Origin of the sequence: Nocardia sp. NPDC004860, assembly GCF_040609015.1 — a bacterium.
Lineage (GTDB): Bacteria > Actinomycetota > Actinomycetes > Mycobacteriales > Mycobacteriaceae > Nocardia.
The window spans coordinates 119106-133239 of record NZ_JBEXJI010000023.1; the positions used below are offsets into that span (position 1 = coordinate 119106).

Genomic DNA, 14134 nt, shown 5'->3' on the forward strand with positions numbered 1-14134 from the left:
TACCGGTGGGGCGGAAGAGCGGGTCAGGAAACCTGCTGGATACGAACGAGATTGCCCGCGGGGTCGCGCACGGCGAAGTCACGCACGCCGTAGGGCTGATCGGTCGGCTCCTGGACGATCTCGACCGCGTCGCTGGCCTGCAGCTTCTCGAAGGCGGCGTCGACGTCCGCGGAGGCCAGCAGGATGGCGCCGTAGGTGCCCTTGGCCATCATCTCCACGATGAGCTTGCGCTCGTCCTCGGTGATGCCCGGATCCACGGCCGGCGGGTGCAGCACGATGGAGGTTCCGGGCTGATCGGCCGGGCCGACCGTGAGCCAGCGCAGCCCGTTGTAGCCGACGTCCTTGCGGAGTTCGAAGCCGAGCGCGTCGCGGTAGAAGGCCAGCGCGGCATCGGCGTCATTGTGCGGGAGGAAGCTCGCTGCAATGGTGATATCCATGGCGATCAGGCTAGTTGCGGGGCGCTTGCCTGGGCTTCTCGATTCCTGATCGGTCGGGTCACCTGCTTCTCGACGCAGGAGGGCATGCCCTCGGGGGCATCGGCCATCTGCTGTTTGTACACGCTGGGCGGCACCCCGACCAGCTCGGTGAAGCGGGTGCTGAAGGTGCCCAGCGAGGAGCAGCCGACCGCGAAGCAGACCTCGGTGACGCTCAGGTCCCCGCGCCGCAGCAACGCCATGGCCCGTTCGATGCGCCGCGTCATCAGGTAGGCGTACACCGATTCGCCGTAGGCGGCCCGGAACTGCCGGCTCAGATGCCCGGCGGAGATGTGCGCGTCGCGGGCGAGGGCCTCGACATCCAGCGGCTGCGCGTACTCGCGGTCGATACGGTCCCGCACGCGGCGCAGCCGCGCCAGATCGCGCAGACGCTGTTCCTCGTCGGGTTTGCCGGTCACCTCTCGATGGTCGCACGCTGGGCGAATACTGTCGCGACGGCGTACCCGGCGATTGGGGGCTACCCTGCAAACGTTTTGTCAGGTAACAGTTTTGCCTTGACACAAGACATAGCGTGTCGGGGGAACCGGATCGGCCGGGACCCCGGCACGGATCGACGATGAGGCCGAGCGTGGCCCGAGGACTGGAATCAGCTGTTCGATGAAGCTCTCTGCACTACGTAATAGGACCGCCCTGCGGACCGCCGCCGTCGCGCTCACCGCCGCGTTGTCCGTGGCCCTGGCCACCGGCACCGGCTCGGCCGACCCGGACAAGCCTTCGGCCATCAGCTCCATCCAGAAGGATGGACGGACCTGGCATCTGAAGGTCTACTCCGCGGCCATGGGCCAGGACATCCCCGTGGACGTGCAGCGTCCGGCCGACGAGTCGCAGGCCGCGCCGAACCTGTACATGCTCAACGGCCTCGACGGCGGCCTGGGCACCGCCAGCTGGAACGCCCAGACCAATGCCCTCGGCTTCCTGGCCGACAAGCAGGTCAATGTGATCCAGCCGATCGGTGGCCGCGGCAGCTACTACACCGACTGGATCAAGGACGACCCGCAGCTCGGGCGCAACAAGTGGACGACGTTCTTCACCCAGGAACTGCCGCCGCTGCTCGATGCCGCGCTCGGCTCCACCGGCCTCAATGCCCTGGCCGGCCTGTCCACCTCCGGCACCTCGGTGCTGCAGCTGGCCGAGGCTCAGCCGGGTCTGTGGAAGTCGGTGGCCGCCTACAGCGGGTGCGCGCAGATCGCCGACCCGATGGGCAAGCAGTTCCTCAAGTTCGCCGTGGAGACCTGGGCGGGCGGCAAGACCGAGAACATGTACGGTCCCGACAACAGCCCGCTGTGGACCGCCAACGACCCGGTCATCAATGCCGAGAAGCTGCGCGGCACCCAGCTCTACATCTCCAGCGGCAGCGGCATTCCGCTGATGAAGGACGTCGAGTACTACACCAAGTCCGCGCCCGGCCCGCAGGGTGACATCAACCTGGCGCTGGGCATGATCATCGAGGGCGGCGTCAACGCCTGCACCCACAACCTCAAGGACAAGCTGGACTCGATCAACATCCCCGCGACCTACCAGTTCGACCCCGTGGGCACCCACTACTGGCCGTACTGGGAGACCGCCCTGCACGACTCGTGGCCGCTGCTGGCCTCGGGTATGGGCATTCCCGCCTGAGTCACAGTTCGCGAGCGCCGCATGCCGTCGATCGGCATGCGGCGCTGCTGTTTTCCGGGGTTGCTACCGCTTGTCCGGGTTCGCCATCGGGGTCGCGGGGTCGGGGACGCTCATCGGTGAGCGCGCGATGCGGCCGCCCAGCCGTTCGTTGACCGTGAAGCCGTGGTGGCGGCACCAGGCGGCGAGGATGGGGACCGCGGAATCGTCGTCGCGGAAGGTCGGCACCAGCTGGCCGACGATGTAGAGGTGGTGGGCATCCGCGGCGCGGCACAGGTGCTGCAGGACCGCGGTGCCCAGGCCGGTGCCGCGCAGTTCCGGATTCACCGTGATGTTGTCGAGCTTGATGGTGTCGGCGTAGATGTCGAACACCACCTCGACCAGCGGGTCGGCGCGGCGCAGGAATCCGATGTCGAAGGGCACCGGTCTCAGCACGCCGGGCAGGTGGTCGGACAGCCGTTGCCGCGCGGCCTCGTCGGGGGCGGTGCGCGCGAGGGCCAGCACCTCCTCGCTGAGGTCGGCGACCACCGCGCGGTCGCCGACCGCGGCCATGGGCCGGGCCTCCTCGGTGGCGTGGGCCAGGGCGGGCAGGCGGCGGGCCCAGTGCGGGGCGTCGTCGCCGTGGCGCAGGGCCAGGTCGGCGAGGGTGTCCTCGAGGCAGAAGGGCGCGCCGAGGCTGCGCACGACGGCGCCCGACAGCACGCCCCAGCGATGGTCGTCGGCGCCGACGCCGTGCACGGCCAGCTCGCGGACCAGGGCGTCGCGGCGGGCGGTGGCGCGGGCGACCGGGGAGCCGGGCAGCTGCTGCAGCCAGCGTTGCCAGCCGGTCAGATTGGCGCGAATGCGGGTGGTGGCGATATCAGCGCTCGCGTCGAGATAGTTGCACAGCGCTTGCTGTCTGCGCTCCAACAGCTCCCTCGCGCGCTCTCGCCCGGGCTCGATGGGCAGCGTCCGACCCTCACTCATACTGACTCACGCTAGCGTCCAGTTGACTATGCACTGGTCACCGGCACGCAGAAACTGCGCTACCAGCCGGAACGCGCACCCGCGCCACCGGGGATGCCACCCGGCCCGGGCCCGTACCACTGGGGCAGTGAAGTTTGCTGGGGCGCAACCGAATCCAGATCCGTGACCCGGTCCAGCAGCCCGTGCTCGTAGACCAGGGCCTGCCTGCGCGACCATCCGGTCGAATGACGCAGCGCGGCACGGGCTTTGCGGCGGCGGTGATAGGTGAGCAGGGGCGCCAGCCCGGCCTCGGTGCCGACGGTGCGGGCGGCCGGGCGGGCGATGAGCGCCCCGAACCAGCGCCGCTCGGTGGTCAGCACCCAGGCGTAGGCGACGGCGAAGATGACCAGGTCGATGAGGATGGGCAGGTAGGTCGACAACAGCGCCGGACCGGGCGGGCGCGGGGCGTCGAAGAGGACGTGCATGGTGACGGCCAGCCCGTAGAACAGCGCGAAAACGCCCAGCCGCCACAACCACGACCGGTCGGTGCGGCTGATCAGCAGCACGATGCCGACACCGGCCAGCGCCGACATGGCCCAGTGCGAGGTCAGTGCGGTGAAAAGTCGCAGCACCGCCACCAGGATCACATCCACCACCGGATCCTGCGGGGAGGACAGTGCGGTCTGGGTGCTGTAGAGGCAATCCTCGGCGATCTGCGCGCCCAGCCCGACCGCCGCGCCGAGCAGCAGGCCGTGCATGGGCCGGGTCAGCCGGCCCCGGAACAGCAGCGCGACCACGGCGATGCCGATGGCCTTGATGTACTCCTCGTCGATGGGCGCGGTGATGGCGGCGCTCCAGTTGACGGCGAAGCGGTCGCCGAACAGGTTGGTGATGGCGCGACTCACGTGGTCGTTGGCCCACATGGCCAGCCCGGTCCACACCGTGGCGCCCCAGATCGCGCCCATCACCATGGGGGCGACCAGGTGACGGCGGGCCCGGAAGGGGTCCAGCGCGAACAGGATTCGCCCGATGACCACCAGGGTGAGGGCGGTGATCGGCAGGGCGGCGAGGGCGGCCGCGCCCGCGAACCACACCTGCCCGGCGGCCTGCAGCACGAACAGCAGCGGCCCGGCCATCACCGCCAGGCAGTACACCCAGAACAGCAGCGAGCGCGGCTGGAACCAGCTCATGCCGCATCCTTTCCGGCCTGAGCGAAGCCCTCCATGATTACGCTGCGCGAGCGCAGGGAGGCGGAGCGCCGCCACCGGGCTCGACCGCTCATGCCTCGACCGCCTTGCTCGAGTTCAGCACGTCCGCGACCATCCGGAGTCCGGCTTCGCGGGTGGTTCCGGTGGCCGTGACGGTCACGCCCACGTCCCCGCTGCTGGCCACGGCGCACACTCCGCCGGTGGTGTCGGGCAGCACGCAGGTGAGCCCGTGGAAGTCGCCGACATCCACCGCTCCCCCGTCGAAGCGCACGGTGACCCCGGCCGCGCGCAGCGGCAGCAGCATGCGCGGGGCGGCGGTGGCGAAGTCGGTGATGCCGTCGACCACCGACACCGATACCCGCTGGTCGCCGCTGTCGGAGGTCAGGACGGCGATGGATTCGTCGCCGGTGGCCCGCCGCCGCATCTGCTCGGGCGCCCGGAAGACCATGGCGTTGGCGGGATTCGCGGCGCCGTGCACGGCGCCGATCCCGGTCGCGATGATCTTGATACTGGTCCCCGCCGCCACCTCGGTCTCGCGGACCGGTACCGCCGATGACAGCAGGGGCGGCACCACCAGGGCGACCGCCAGCGCCCCCACCGCCCCGATCGCGGGGACTACCGAATGCACAAGGCGCACCATGCTTTCCACCCTCTCGGCTCCCTGAGGCAACGCCGGGGAGGGCGGATGCGTTCCGGACGCCCGGGTCGGGGTCCGGGCAGTCGCCCGCCCAGCGCTTGCCGCGAGTTAACCACACCGGCGGGCGCGATCGGGGTCGCAGCGCCGGGCGGGCCCGGGGGTGATCGGGAGCGCGGCTAGGAGGTGCGCGCGATGACGGCGTCGGCGATGCTGCGCAGCCCGGACACCGCGGCGGGCGGAAACGGGGCGTGGGCGAGGGTCCGCTGCACGAGCAGCCAGCGCGCACGGATCATTCGTTCCACCGTGGGACGCGCTGTGGCGCTGAGGATCTCGCGACAGAGTTCGGCCCCGCGCAGGTCCAGTCCGGCATTGCCGACCAGGGCGCCGAGCTGGGCGCGCTGCTCGGGGCACGCGTGTCGCAGGGCGAGTGCGAGCAGCGCGGTGTGCTTGCCTTCACGGAGGTCGTCGATGTTGGATTTGCCGGTCTCCGCCGGGTCACCGTAAACCCCGAGCAGGTCGTCCTGGAGCTGGAACGCCTCGCCTAAAGGCCGCCCGTAGGACGAGAGTGCCCGCGCCACGTCGGGTCCGGCCCCGGCCAGCGCGGCGCCCAGTTGGAGCGGCCGTTCCACGGTGTAGGCCGCCGTCTTGTACCGGATGATCTCGAGCGCCCGGTCCAGGTCGCGGGTGGGTCGGCCGGTGGTGAGCAGGTCGAGATACTGGCCGTAGTTCACCTCGGTACGCATGGCGTCGAGAATCGGTGCGGCAGCGGCATTCTGGGCCGCCGAGAGGCCCGCGGTGTGCAGCAGTTCCTGCGACCACACCAGCCCGAAGTCGCCGATGAGCAGGGCGGCGTGGGTGCCGAAGCGGGCGGCGGCCGGGCGGTCGCCGCGGGCACCCTCGGCCACGGCCCGGTGCACGGTGGGCCGGTCGCGGCGGGTGGCGCTGTCGTCGATGATGTCGTCGTGGATGAGCACGGCGGCGTGGAACAGCTCGACCGCCGCGGCCACCCGGACCACGGAATCGGGCAGCTCACCGCCGCCGCCGGCGTACCAGCCCAGCACGCAGAACAGCGGCCGGATCCGTTTGCCGCCCGCGAACAGGAACGCGCGCACCGCGTCGACCACGTCGGGGGGTAGTCCGGCGGTGGCCGCGGATTCGGCCTTGTCGCCGAGGAATTCGTAGAGCGCGGCCTCCACCCGCACCCGGATGGCGGTGCGGTCCAGCGAGGATGGGGCGATCGCGGGGGTACTCACAGGGTGTCCTCCGATCCGGCGTTCTCGGTGAGGGCGACTGCTTCGGCGAGCAGCGCCTCGACGATCTGGTGTTCGGCGACGGTCCGCACCACGCGGCCGCGAACGAAGATCTGCCCCTTGCCCGCGGCGGTCACCTCCGCGGTCTGTCGCAGAGTGGCGTCGACATCGCGGGTGGGGGTGGTGGTCATGGTCTGGACCGGGATCGGCGCGCCGCCGCCCACGGGGACGCGGCCGATCCGGATGCGGCGGGTGCGGCGGCGCACCGGTGGCGCCGCGGCGAGGTCGAGCCGGGTGGTGATCATGGCCGCCTCCGCATCGCGGCGGGGGCGGCGAAGACGACGTGTTCGCGAGCTCCTCGACGAAGATCGCGCCGCGCGCGGCCAGACCCCGGACCACGTGGGTGTTGTGCACGATCTGCTTGCGCACGTAGACGGGCGCGGTGCGGCCCGGCGCGGCGAGCAGCCGCTCGACCGTCACGATGGCGCGCTCCACCCCCGCGCAGAACGAGCGCGGGGCGGCCAGCAGCACGGTGCGCCGGCGCTGCTTCGGAAGCCGCTCCAGTACCGAACTGGCACAGGTGTTCTCGTTCACGACCTCTCCTTCGTCACTTGTTCCGATGGTCGACGAGCTGAGCGAGGGTGCGGAGATCACCGCACCCGGGCCGGTCCGGCAGTGCGGCCACCGCCGCGCGCAGGCGCTGCTGCGCCAGTCGTTCGGCGCCGTGCCGACCGCCCGCCTGTTCGACGAGCGTTGCGGCTCTGCCGATCTCGTCGGCCGAGGGCGGGGTGGTTGTATCGAAGAACCGGTTCAGCGCCCGCCCTGCGTCGGTACCGGACTCCAGCGCCAGCACGATCGGCAGTGATCGTTTGCGCCGGGCCAGATCCCCGGCGGGCTTGCCGCTGTGCGCGGGATCGCCCCAGATGCCGAGGATGTCGTCACTCGCCTGGAACGCCACCCCGAGGTTCCGCCCGAAATGCTCGAAAACGGTGACGGTTTCGGCATTCGCGCCCGCGCTCAGCGCGCCGAGCGCGCACGAGCAGCCGAGCAGCGCGCCGGTCTTGCCCATCGCCATTCGCTCCCACCCGGCGGCGGTGGCCTGGGCGGCCCCGGCGTGGCAGTCCTCGTGCTGGCCGCGGCACATCTCGGTGACCGTGGTCGCGAGCCGGTCGATGGCGGCGACGGCAACGGCCGGGGGCAGCGCCGCCGCAAGGACATTCACCGCCAGCGCGTGCAGGGCGTCGCCGAGCAGCACGGCGTCCGGGACGCCCCAGACCTTCCAGACGGTGGGGCGGCCGTGGCGCACCGCGTCGAGATCCATGACGTCGTCGTGGAGCAGGGTGAAATTGTGGATCAGCTCGACCGCGGCGGCCGCGCCGGCGGCCTCGACGGGGACGCCGTCGCAGGCGAGGGCAGTGGAGGTGACCAGTGCGGGCCGGAGCATCTTGCCGGACGCGCCGCGGGTGGCGGCGCCGTGCTCGTCGCACCAGCCGAAGTGGTATCCGGCCATACGCTGGATCGGTTGCGGCAGGGACAGCACCGCCTCGCGCAGCACCGGTTCGAGCACGGTGCGGGCGCGAGCCAGAATCTCGGCGGGGCGGTGCACGGGGGGAACGAAGGCGGTCACGGTCATGGAGACGCTTCTTTCGGTGCGCGAAGGGAATTCGGCTCACACGGTCGGCGTGGGCGTGACAATTCACCGAGGACGCCGACCGAGCCTGAAGTTCGGCCGCGCGCTCGAGAACAACCACCAGATTCTGTAGATCGCCGTCGAATTCGACCTCCTCGCATACGAGCCCGGGTCCGCGTCGTATCGGTGCCGGATGGGCTTGAACTCACAGCAGCCGGCAGCCGTGTCCGTTCAGCTCCTCTCCGCTCCAGATCTATTGCCCCTGTTGTTGTTCCATCAGTCACATGTCCTGTGCCCACCGGCATCGTCCGGATGGGGATTCAGGCGTGCGGAAATGGCAGTAGCAATTGGGAAGCCGAAAAGGCTGCATACTCGGCCCCAGGTGCTGAAATGGGAATCCGTGCGCGACAGGCGATTACGAAGCTGCGATATTCCGCGACCGATCGGGCTCCCGAAATTCGGGGCACTGCGGGTACGCTGACATTATCGAATTCTACCCTCAGCCGTCGGTATTGGTGAGGTGTTCGGCGAGTGCGCGCAATACCTGCCGGGCCGGCGCGGGTACATGCATATCGTCAACCGCGTCCAAGGCCTGCTCGCGACGCAGGGCGACCATCTGCTCGATCTCCTCGCGCGCGCCCACCTCGGTCATGATGTCCCGGCACAGCGTGGCCCCGCGCACGTCCAAGCCCGGATTGCCCAGTAGCGCACGCAATTCCACAGCGGTGGCGCCCACCGCCCGGCCCAGCGCGGAGGCGACCAGCGCGGTGTGCCGGCCGTCGCGCAAATCCTCGAGCCGGGAATCGGTACCGGCCCGGTCGCCGAAGACCCGGTGCAGGTCCTCGGTCAGATGCACGGCCTCCCCCAGCGCGCGAGCGTAGACCGACAGTGCCGGATGGGTATTCTCGTCGGCCCCGGCAAGGCGGGCCCCCAGCTGCAGCGGCCGTTCGCAGGTGTAGCCGACGGTCGTGTAGCGCACGATCTCCAGGGCGCGTTCCAGGTCGGCGACCGGATCACCGGCCGCGCGCACCTCCAGGTACTGCCCGTAGACGACCTCCATGCGCATGGCCGACATGGCCGCGCCGGCGGCCGCGCGCTGACGGGCGCTCAGATGTGCCGAGCACAGCAGCTCGTCCGACCAGGCCAGGGCCAGATCGCCGAGCAGAACCGCGGCCTGCCGGCCGAAGCGCTCCCGATCCGGCTTGTGCGCGAAGCGGGCCGCCATGGCGCAGGACATGGTGGGGAAGCCGCGCCGGGTGAGCCGGCGTTCGATGACATCGCGGTGGATGAGCACTGCGGCGTGCTGCAACTCCAGCGCCGCGGCCACCCGCACGACGGCCGTGGGCAGCCGATCGCTGCCACCGGCCGCGAACCAGCCGAGCACGCACAGCAGCGGGCGAATCCGCTTGCCGCCGCGGCAGACGAACGAGTGCAGGCCATCCACCAGGTCGGTCGGTAGCCGCTCGCGGTCCGCTACCCGCGCCTTCTCGGACAGGAAGCCCTCGAGGACGGCGTCCACCCGGTCGCGCACCCCGGTCATGTCGTGGGGAACGGTCCATTCGGCGCACACGGGCTCGACCATGTCGACACACCTCTCCTGGCATCGGATTTCGATCGCGGGACGCGGGGCCGGGCGGTCTCGGAATGAGCAGCCCCCTGCTTCGCCGCGAACGACCTTGTGCCACAGGCCGCCTCGTGCCCCCGGAAATCCCCCGAAACCTGTTACCCCGACCATGTTCCGACTACTCCCTGCGCGCAATCGAATCCACGCGATGTCGCTGTGAGCTCTGTGATCAATCCATGTGGTCGAAAATGATGTACGCCAATGCGTTCCAGCGCTGCGCCAGCAGTGCGCAGACCCAATCCGGTTAGTCTTCAGCCAATGAGCGAAACGTGACCTGAACCGAGAAAAGTGTAATACGCACGATCGCCGACGGTAAAGCGTTACCGCTCAGCATCGTCGCCGACACACCCGGACGCGGGACGCGGGATGCCGGGTGCGACGTGGAGATTCGCACCCGGCATCCGGCTCTGGACCATACGACGAAATCCGCTGTCCCCCTGGAGCAGAGCGGTCCGGCTACAGCAGATCGGCCAGGCCCTTCAGCGGCCCGGGCAGTCCGGCCACATGCTTCTTGATCCCGGCGGCCACCGGGTTCGGCGTCTCGGCACGCAGCCGGTCCAGCTCGGTCTGCATGGTCCGGACGGACCGGGTGTAGTACTCGTCGACCAGGTCGGCGTCCTCCGGATCGCCCGGCTCGACCGACCAGTCCAGTGCGGGCAGGAAGCTGACGGTCACCGAGGCGGGCAGCGGCACCTGCGGCAGAATCGGCGCGACACCGAACGGCAGGCCGAGGGTGTACGGAAACACCTTGGCGCGCACCAGCTTGTCGAGCTGCAGTAGCCGCGCGGTGCGCTCACCGCGGCTGAGCACGAAGATGGAGTCGTGGCCGCCATTGGCGACCGCGGGGATCACCGGGACACCCATTTCGAGGGCGAGCCGCACGAAGCCCTTGCGCTCGGCGAAGTCGATCTTGCCGCGATCGGTCCACGGGCGGCACGCCTCCCAGTCGCCGCCGGGATACACCATGACCGCGCCACCGTCCTTGAGCCCCTTGGCCGCCGACTCGCGCGAGGCCGCGATGACGCCGAACTGGCGCAGGCTGTCGCCGAGAATCGGTGCGCGCAAAAGGATGTCGTGCGCGACGCCGTAGCTGGGCTCGTCCGGGCGGCGTTCCAGCATGGCCATGAAGGTTATCCACACCTCGGGGGCCCAGTAGATGGACGAGTGGTTGCCGATGACCAGGGCCGGGCCGGACGCGGGCAGATTCTCCAGCCCGGTGACCGTCGGGGTGAAGTAGTCGGTGTAGGCCCGCGCCAGGGGCAGCAGCGGGTGGTTCGGGTCGGGAATTACCTTGGTTTCGGTCATGAGCCATTCCTGTCGGTTGCCATGCCGGGGACGGGCGGCACGCAACGACGCCCACGTCGTCGAACAACGTCGAGCCGAATTGAATTGCCCCCGGGTCACATCCCCATTGATAGCTCCGACGGCCGCGCATGCGCGGTCCGGTTCAGCGTACGGACGTCGCTGCGTTGCGACAGATGCCCGTCACCGTCCTCCTGCCCCACCGACGTTATCAAACCCAAGCGTTTGCTTGGTATAGAGTGTGCGAATCCCAACATTCATCCGATTCAGGACGAAATCCTTACGCGGCGGTGCTTGCCCGGCGGCGCGATCGGATCGACCATGGCGAGAGTGCCCCGGACGCGACGTTCACAGCGAGGGCGATTCGGGTCACGGCGATTCGGAAGGATGTGCCGATCATGGTGACGATAGCTGGCCCGGCCGGCTACCTGGGGGCGATCCTGCTGGCCACGGGCTCGGTACCGGACCAGGTTCCGGACTACAGCCGCACCGAGATCTGGATCGGCTCGGCCATCCTGCTGCTCACCCTGGTGGCAGTGCTGGTCGCGGTGCTGCGCCGGCGTTGAGCGGCGCGCGTGATCCCGGAAGTACCCGGCAGACCGAGCCGGGCAGCGAGATCCTCGGTGCCCGGCTTTTTCGTTCCGCTAAGTCGGAATTGGACATACAGAACTTTCATGCCAAGATGCGCATATCAGCGTATACGTATCTCAGTGTGCCCGCCGGCGACGGAACAATACGCCCGCGCCCAGATAGCCGATCAGGGCGATGCCCGCGCACCAGGCCAGTGCGGTCGGCGCGGAGTCCCCCACCGGGGTATCCATCAGCAGCCCGCGCACCGTCTCGGCGATCGAGGTGACCGGCTGATGCTGGGCGAAGCCGCGCAGCCAGCTCGGCAGCGTGTGGGTCGGCACGAACGCGCTGCTGACGTACGGCAGGAACATGAAGATGAACATGAAGCCGTTGGCCGCTTCGGGATTGGAGGCCAGCAGGCCCAGGGCGGCGGCCGCCCAGGACAGCGCCAGCACGAAGCACGCCAGCATGCCGGCCACCGCGAGCCAGCGCAGCGGGTCCGCGGTCGGCCGGAAGCCGAGCGCCACCGCAACCAGCACCACCACCCCGGTGGTGAGCAGATTGCGCAGCACGCTCTCCAGCACGTGCCCGGCCAGGACCGCGCCGCGGGAGACCGCCATGGCCCGGAACCGGTCCACGATGCCGCTGTGCAGGTCGGTGGCCACCGCCACGGCCGTGGCGCCCGATCCGAAACCCGCGCACAGCAGCAGGATTCCGGGCACCACGTAGTCGATGTAGGAGCCGCCGACATTCATCGCGCCGCCGAAGACGTAGACGAACATCAGCAGGATGGTCACCGGCACCGCGATGGTCATGATCATGGTGTCCGGACTGCGCAGGGTGTGGCGCAGATTGCGCCCGACCATGGCGGCGGAGTCCTGGACCGACTGCACGAGAGTGCCCATCACGCAGCGCCTTTCACGGTGGCGCCGGTCAGCGCGAAGAAGACATCGTCGAGATCCGGTGTGTGGATGGCTAATTCGCCGATGGCCACGGCATGGTCGTCGAGATGATCGAGCAGCTTGCGGATATCGCCGACGCTGCCGTCCGAGGGCACCCGCAGCGCCAGCTGCTCGGTATCCGGTTCGGCCCCGGGCAGGGCCCGCGCGGCCGCCGCCAGGCCGTGCTCATCGGCGAAGCCGAGTCGCAGGTGGCCGCCCGGCGCCAGCCGTTTCAGCTCCGCCGCGCTGCCCTCGGCGACAATGCGCCCGGCGTCGAGAACCGCTATGCGGTCGGCCAATTGGTCGGCCTCCTCCAGGTACTGGGTGGTGAGGAAGATGGTCACGCCGTCGGCGACCAGACCCCGGATCACCCGCCACAGCTCGCGGCGGCTGCGCGGATCCAGGCCGGTGGTCGGCTCGTCGAGGAACACGATGCGCGGCCGCCCCATCAGGCTCATGGCGATGTCGAGGCGGCGGCGCATACCGCCGGAATAGGACCCCGCGCGCTTGCCCGCGGCATCGGTGAGATCGAACTGCTCCAGCAATCGTGCGGTGCGCCTGCCGGTTTCGCCGGAACCCAGATGCAGCAACCGCCCCATGAGGCGCAGATTCTCGGCGCCGGTGAGGATCTCGTCCACGGCCGCGAACTGCCCGGTGACGCCGATGGCCGCGCGCACCGCGTCCGGCTCGCGCACCGGATCGTGGCCGCCCACCCGCACCTGTCCCCCATCGGGCCGGTTCAGCGTGGTGAGGATGCGCACCACGGTGGTCTTGCCCGCGCCGTTCGGGCCGAGCAGGGCGAACACCGTGCCGGCGGGCACGGTCACATCGATGCCGCGCAGCACGGGCTGATCACCGAAGGATTTGGTGAGGCCGGTGACCGCGATGGCGGGTTCGGGTCTGGATGTGGTCATGGAGGGACTCCGATCAGAAACTGTTTATGCCGTATACTTCGTTTATAGGCTACACAGTTTCCGGGATGGCGCAAGATGGAGGCGGAACGACGACAGGAGGTCAGATGAAGGGGCCCGACGAACGAGTCCTGCCCAAGGCGGTGAAGCTGCTGTGGGATCTGGACGACGCGGGCAGCCGTGGACCCAAGCGCGGGCTGAGCCTCGATCAGATCCTGGACACCGCCGTGCGGGTCGCCGACGCCGAGGGCTATGCCGCGCTGTCCATGGCCCGGGTCGCCAAGGAGCTCGGGTTCACCACGATGTCGCTCTACCGGTACGTCGACAGCAAGGACACCCTCGTCGAGCTGCTGCACGACCGCATCTTCGACGTGACCCCGGACCTGCCGGCCGACGGCTGGCGCGCCGGGCTGGAAGCCTGGGCCTGGGCCGAATTCCACACCATCCGCGCCCACGACTGGTGGCTGGACATCCCCATGACCTCGCCCCCGCTGGGCCCGAACAATATGGCCTGGCTCGAGGCGGGCATGCGCGTGCTATCCGGTCTCGACCTCGCCGAACCGCTCAAACTGCAACTGCTGGTGAACCTTTCGATCTATGTCATCGGCCGCACCCGCTTCCTGCGCGACACCATCCAGCAGAACAATCAGGACCAGGACTTCACCGCCATCCTGACCGCGGTGCTCGATCCCGGGCGCTTCCCCATCGTGAGTGCCGCCCTCGCCAACCGCGCCTTCGACGCCGACGACATGCACTGGGAAGAAGCCGATTTCAGCTTCGCCCTGGATCGGCTGCTGGACGGTTACCAGGTCTTCATCGACAGGCACACCGGAGCCTGATTCCGGTCACCGCCGGATTGCGCTGGGCGGGAACGGCACAGGCCCGTGTCGACCGTGCGTAAACATCATGCAAATGGACCCCGCTACCGCTTGACCGGCCCCGAGCCGAACCCGACCATGGCCTCATGGGGCCCGCACGGCCGGTGCGGGCGGCTCGCGTTACGACGCG

General features: G+C 69.4%; 15 protein-coding genes and 1 pseudogene. 3 read left to right on the forward strand and 13 right to left on the reverse strand.

Features of this window, described 5'->3' with window-relative positions:
* Positions 1-23: 23 nt before the first annotated feature.
* Positions 24-437, reverse strand: a complete 414-nt coding sequence (locus ABZV44_RS32585) for a VOC family protein (RefSeq protein ID WP_354844779.1) — start codon at positions 435-437, stop codon at positions 24-26.
* A gap of 5 nt (positions 438-442) precedes the next feature.
* On the reverse strand, positions 443-892 hold the full coding sequence (locus ABZV44_RS32590; protein ID WP_354844782.1) for a helix-turn-helix transcriptional regulator: 450 nt from the start codon (positions 890-892) through the stop codon (positions 443-445).
* A 199-nt stretch (positions 893-1091) separates the two neighbouring features.
* On the opposite strand from ABZV44_RS32590, the gene ABZV44_RS32595 reads away from it, so the two are divergent.
* Positions 1092-2111 (forward strand): alpha/beta hydrolase family protein, encoded by a 1020-nt coding sequence (locus ABZV44_RS32595; protein ID WP_354844785.1) that lies wholly within the window; start codon positions 1092-1094, stop codon positions 2109-2111.
* A gap of 63 nt (positions 2112-2174) precedes the next feature.
* On the opposite strand, the gene ABZV44_RS32600 is transcribed toward ABZV44_RS32595, so the two are convergent.
* The 9 genes and pseudogenes from ABZV44_RS32600 to ABZV44_RS32640 all read right to left on the reverse strand — a co-directional run bounded on the left by ABZV44_RS32600 (position 2175) and on the right by ABZV44_RS32640 (position 10707).
* Positions 2175-3074 carry a GNAT family N-acetyltransferase gene (locus tag ABZV44_RS32600; RefSeq protein ID WP_354844788.1) on the reverse strand — a complete coding sequence of 300 codons (900 nt, stop codon included), beginning with the start codon at positions 3072-3074 and terminating at the stop codon, positions 2175-2177.
* Positions 3075-3133: 59 nt separating this feature from the next.
* A complete protein-coding gene (locus tag ABZV44_RS32605; RefSeq protein ID WP_354844791.1) occupies positions 3134-4243 on the reverse strand; it encodes a PrsW family intramembrane metalloprotease in 1110 nt (369 codons plus the stop codon).
* A gap of 88 nt (positions 4244-4331) precedes the next feature.
* The gene (locus ABZV44_RS32610; protein WP_354844794.1) at positions 4332-4901 is read right to left on the reverse strand and encodes a hypothetical protein; all 570 of its coding nucleotides are present in this window, start codon (positions 4899-4901) and stop codon (positions 4332-4334) included.
* Between the two features lie 173 nt (positions 4902-5074).
* Positions 5075-6151, reverse strand: coding sequence for a polyprenyl synthetase family protein (locus tag ABZV44_RS32615; protein ID WP_354844887.1), 1077 nt, complete (start codon positions 6149-6151; stop codon positions 5075-5077).
* A complete protein-coding gene (locus ABZV44_RS32620) occupies positions 6148-6453 on the reverse strand; it encodes a flavodoxin-dependent (E)-4-hydroxy-3-methylbut-2-enyl-diphosphate synthase (protein ID WP_354844889.1) in 306 nt (101 codons plus the stop codon). Before ABZV44_RS32620 ends, ABZV44_RS32615 begins: the two co-directional genes overlap by 4 nt.
* 58 nt (positions 6454-6511) lie before the next feature.
* Positions 6512-6802: pseudogene (locus ABZV44_RS32625) on the reverse strand (4-hydroxy-3-methylbut-2-enyl diphosphate reductase); the annotation flags it as partial.
* On the reverse strand, positions 6756-7781 hold the full coding sequence (locus ABZV44_RS32630; protein ID WP_354844797.1) for a polyprenyl synthetase family protein: 1026 nt from the start codon (positions 7779-7781) through the stop codon (positions 6756-6758). The gene ABZV44_RS32630 and the pseudogene ABZV44_RS32625, both read right to left, overlap by 47 nt.
* A gap of 496 nt (positions 7782-8277) precedes the next feature.
* Entirely contained in the window at positions 8278-9360 is a 1083-nt protein-coding gene (locus ABZV44_RS32635) for a polyprenyl synthetase family protein (RefSeq protein ID WP_354844799.1), read from the reverse strand.
* A gap of 498 nt (positions 9361-9858) precedes the next feature.
* A complete protein-coding gene (locus tag ABZV44_RS32640) occupies positions 9859-10707 on the reverse strand; it encodes a lysophospholipid acyltransferase family protein (protein WP_354844802.1) in 849 nt (282 codons plus the stop codon).
* Between the two features lie 395 nt (positions 10708-11102).
* On the opposite strand from ABZV44_RS32640, the gene ABZV44_RS32645 reads away from it, so the two are divergent.
* Positions 11103-11270 carry a hypothetical protein gene (locus ABZV44_RS32645; RefSeq protein ID WP_354844805.1) on the forward strand — a complete coding sequence of 56 codons (168 nt, stop codon included), beginning with the start codon at positions 11103-11105 and terminating at the stop codon, positions 11268-11270.
* 141 nt (positions 11271-11411) lie between these two features.
* On the opposite strand, the gene ABZV44_RS32650 is transcribed toward ABZV44_RS32645, so the two are convergent.
* Complete coding sequence (locus ABZV44_RS32650) at positions 11412-12179, reverse strand: ABC transporter permease (protein WP_354844808.1); 768 nt, start codon at positions 12177-12179, stop codon at positions 11412-11414.
* A complete protein-coding gene (locus tag ABZV44_RS32655; protein WP_354844811.1) occupies positions 12179-13129 on the reverse strand; it encodes an ATP-binding cassette domain-containing protein in 951 nt (316 codons plus the stop codon). Before ABZV44_RS32655 ends, ABZV44_RS32650 begins: the two co-directional genes overlap by 1 nt.
* Positions 13130-13233: 104 nt before the next feature.
* Here ABZV44_RS32655 and ABZV44_RS32660 point away from each other — a divergent pair, with 104 nt between their 5' ends.
* Positions 13234-13965 carry a TetR/AcrR family transcriptional regulator gene (locus tag ABZV44_RS32660; RefSeq protein ID WP_354844814.1) on the forward strand — a complete coding sequence of 244 codons (732 nt, stop codon included), beginning with the start codon at positions 13234-13236 and terminating at the stop codon, positions 13963-13965.
* The last annotated feature ends 169 nt before the right edge of the window (positions 13966-14134 follow it).

Coding starts and splice junctions, on each gene's coding strand:
- ABZV44_RS32610 (WP_354844794.1), bottom strand. CDS start 4,901: ATGGTGCGCCTTGTGCATTCGGTAGTCCCCGCGATCGGGGCGGTGGGG.
- ABZV44_RS32600 (WP_354844788.1), bottom strand. CDS start 3,074: ATGAGTGAGGGTCGGACGCTGCCCATCGAGCCCGGGCGAGAGCGCGCG.
- ABZV44_RS32655 (WP_354844811.1), bottom strand. CDS start 13,129: ATGACCACATCCAGACCCGAACCCGCCATCGCGGTCACCGGCCTCACC.
- ABZV44_RS32640 (WP_354844802.1), bottom strand. CDS start 10,707: ATGACCGAAACCAAGGTAATTCCCGACCCGAACCACCCGCTGCTGCCC.
- ABZV44_RS32605 (WP_354844791.1), bottom strand. CDS start 4,243: ATGAGCTGGTTCCAGCCGCGCTCGCTGCTGTTCTGGGTGTACTGCCTG.
- ABZV44_RS32595 (WP_354844785.1), top strand. CDS start 1,092: ATGAAGCTCTCTGCACTACGTAATAGGACCGCCCTGCGGACCGCCGCC.
- ABZV44_RS32620 (WP_354844889.1), bottom strand. CDS start 6,453: ATGATCACCACCCGGCTCGACCTCGCCGCGGCGCCACCGGTGCGCCGC.
- ABZV44_RS32660 (WP_354844814.1), top strand. CDS start 13,234: ATGAAGGGGCCCGACGAACGAGTCCTGCCCAAGGCGGTGAAGCTGCTG.
- ABZV44_RS32645 (WP_354844805.1), top strand. CDS start 11,103: ATGGTGACGATAGCTGGCCCGGCCGGCTACCTGGGGGCGATCCTGCTG.
- ABZV44_RS32650 (WP_354844808.1), bottom strand. CDS start 12,179: ATGGGCACTCTCGTGCAGTCGGTCCAGGACTCCGCCGCCATGGTCGGG.
- ABZV44_RS32635 (WP_354844799.1), bottom strand. CDS start 9,360: ATGGTCGAGCCCGTGTGCGCCGAATGGACCGTTCCCCACGACATGACC.
- ABZV44_RS32585 (WP_354844779.1), bottom strand. CDS start 437: ATGGATATCACCATTGCAGCGAGCTTCCTCCCGCACAATGACGCCGAT.
- ABZV44_RS32630 (WP_354844797.1), bottom strand. CDS start 7,781: ATGACCGTGACCGCCTTCGTTCCCCCCGTGCACCGCCCCGCCGAGATT.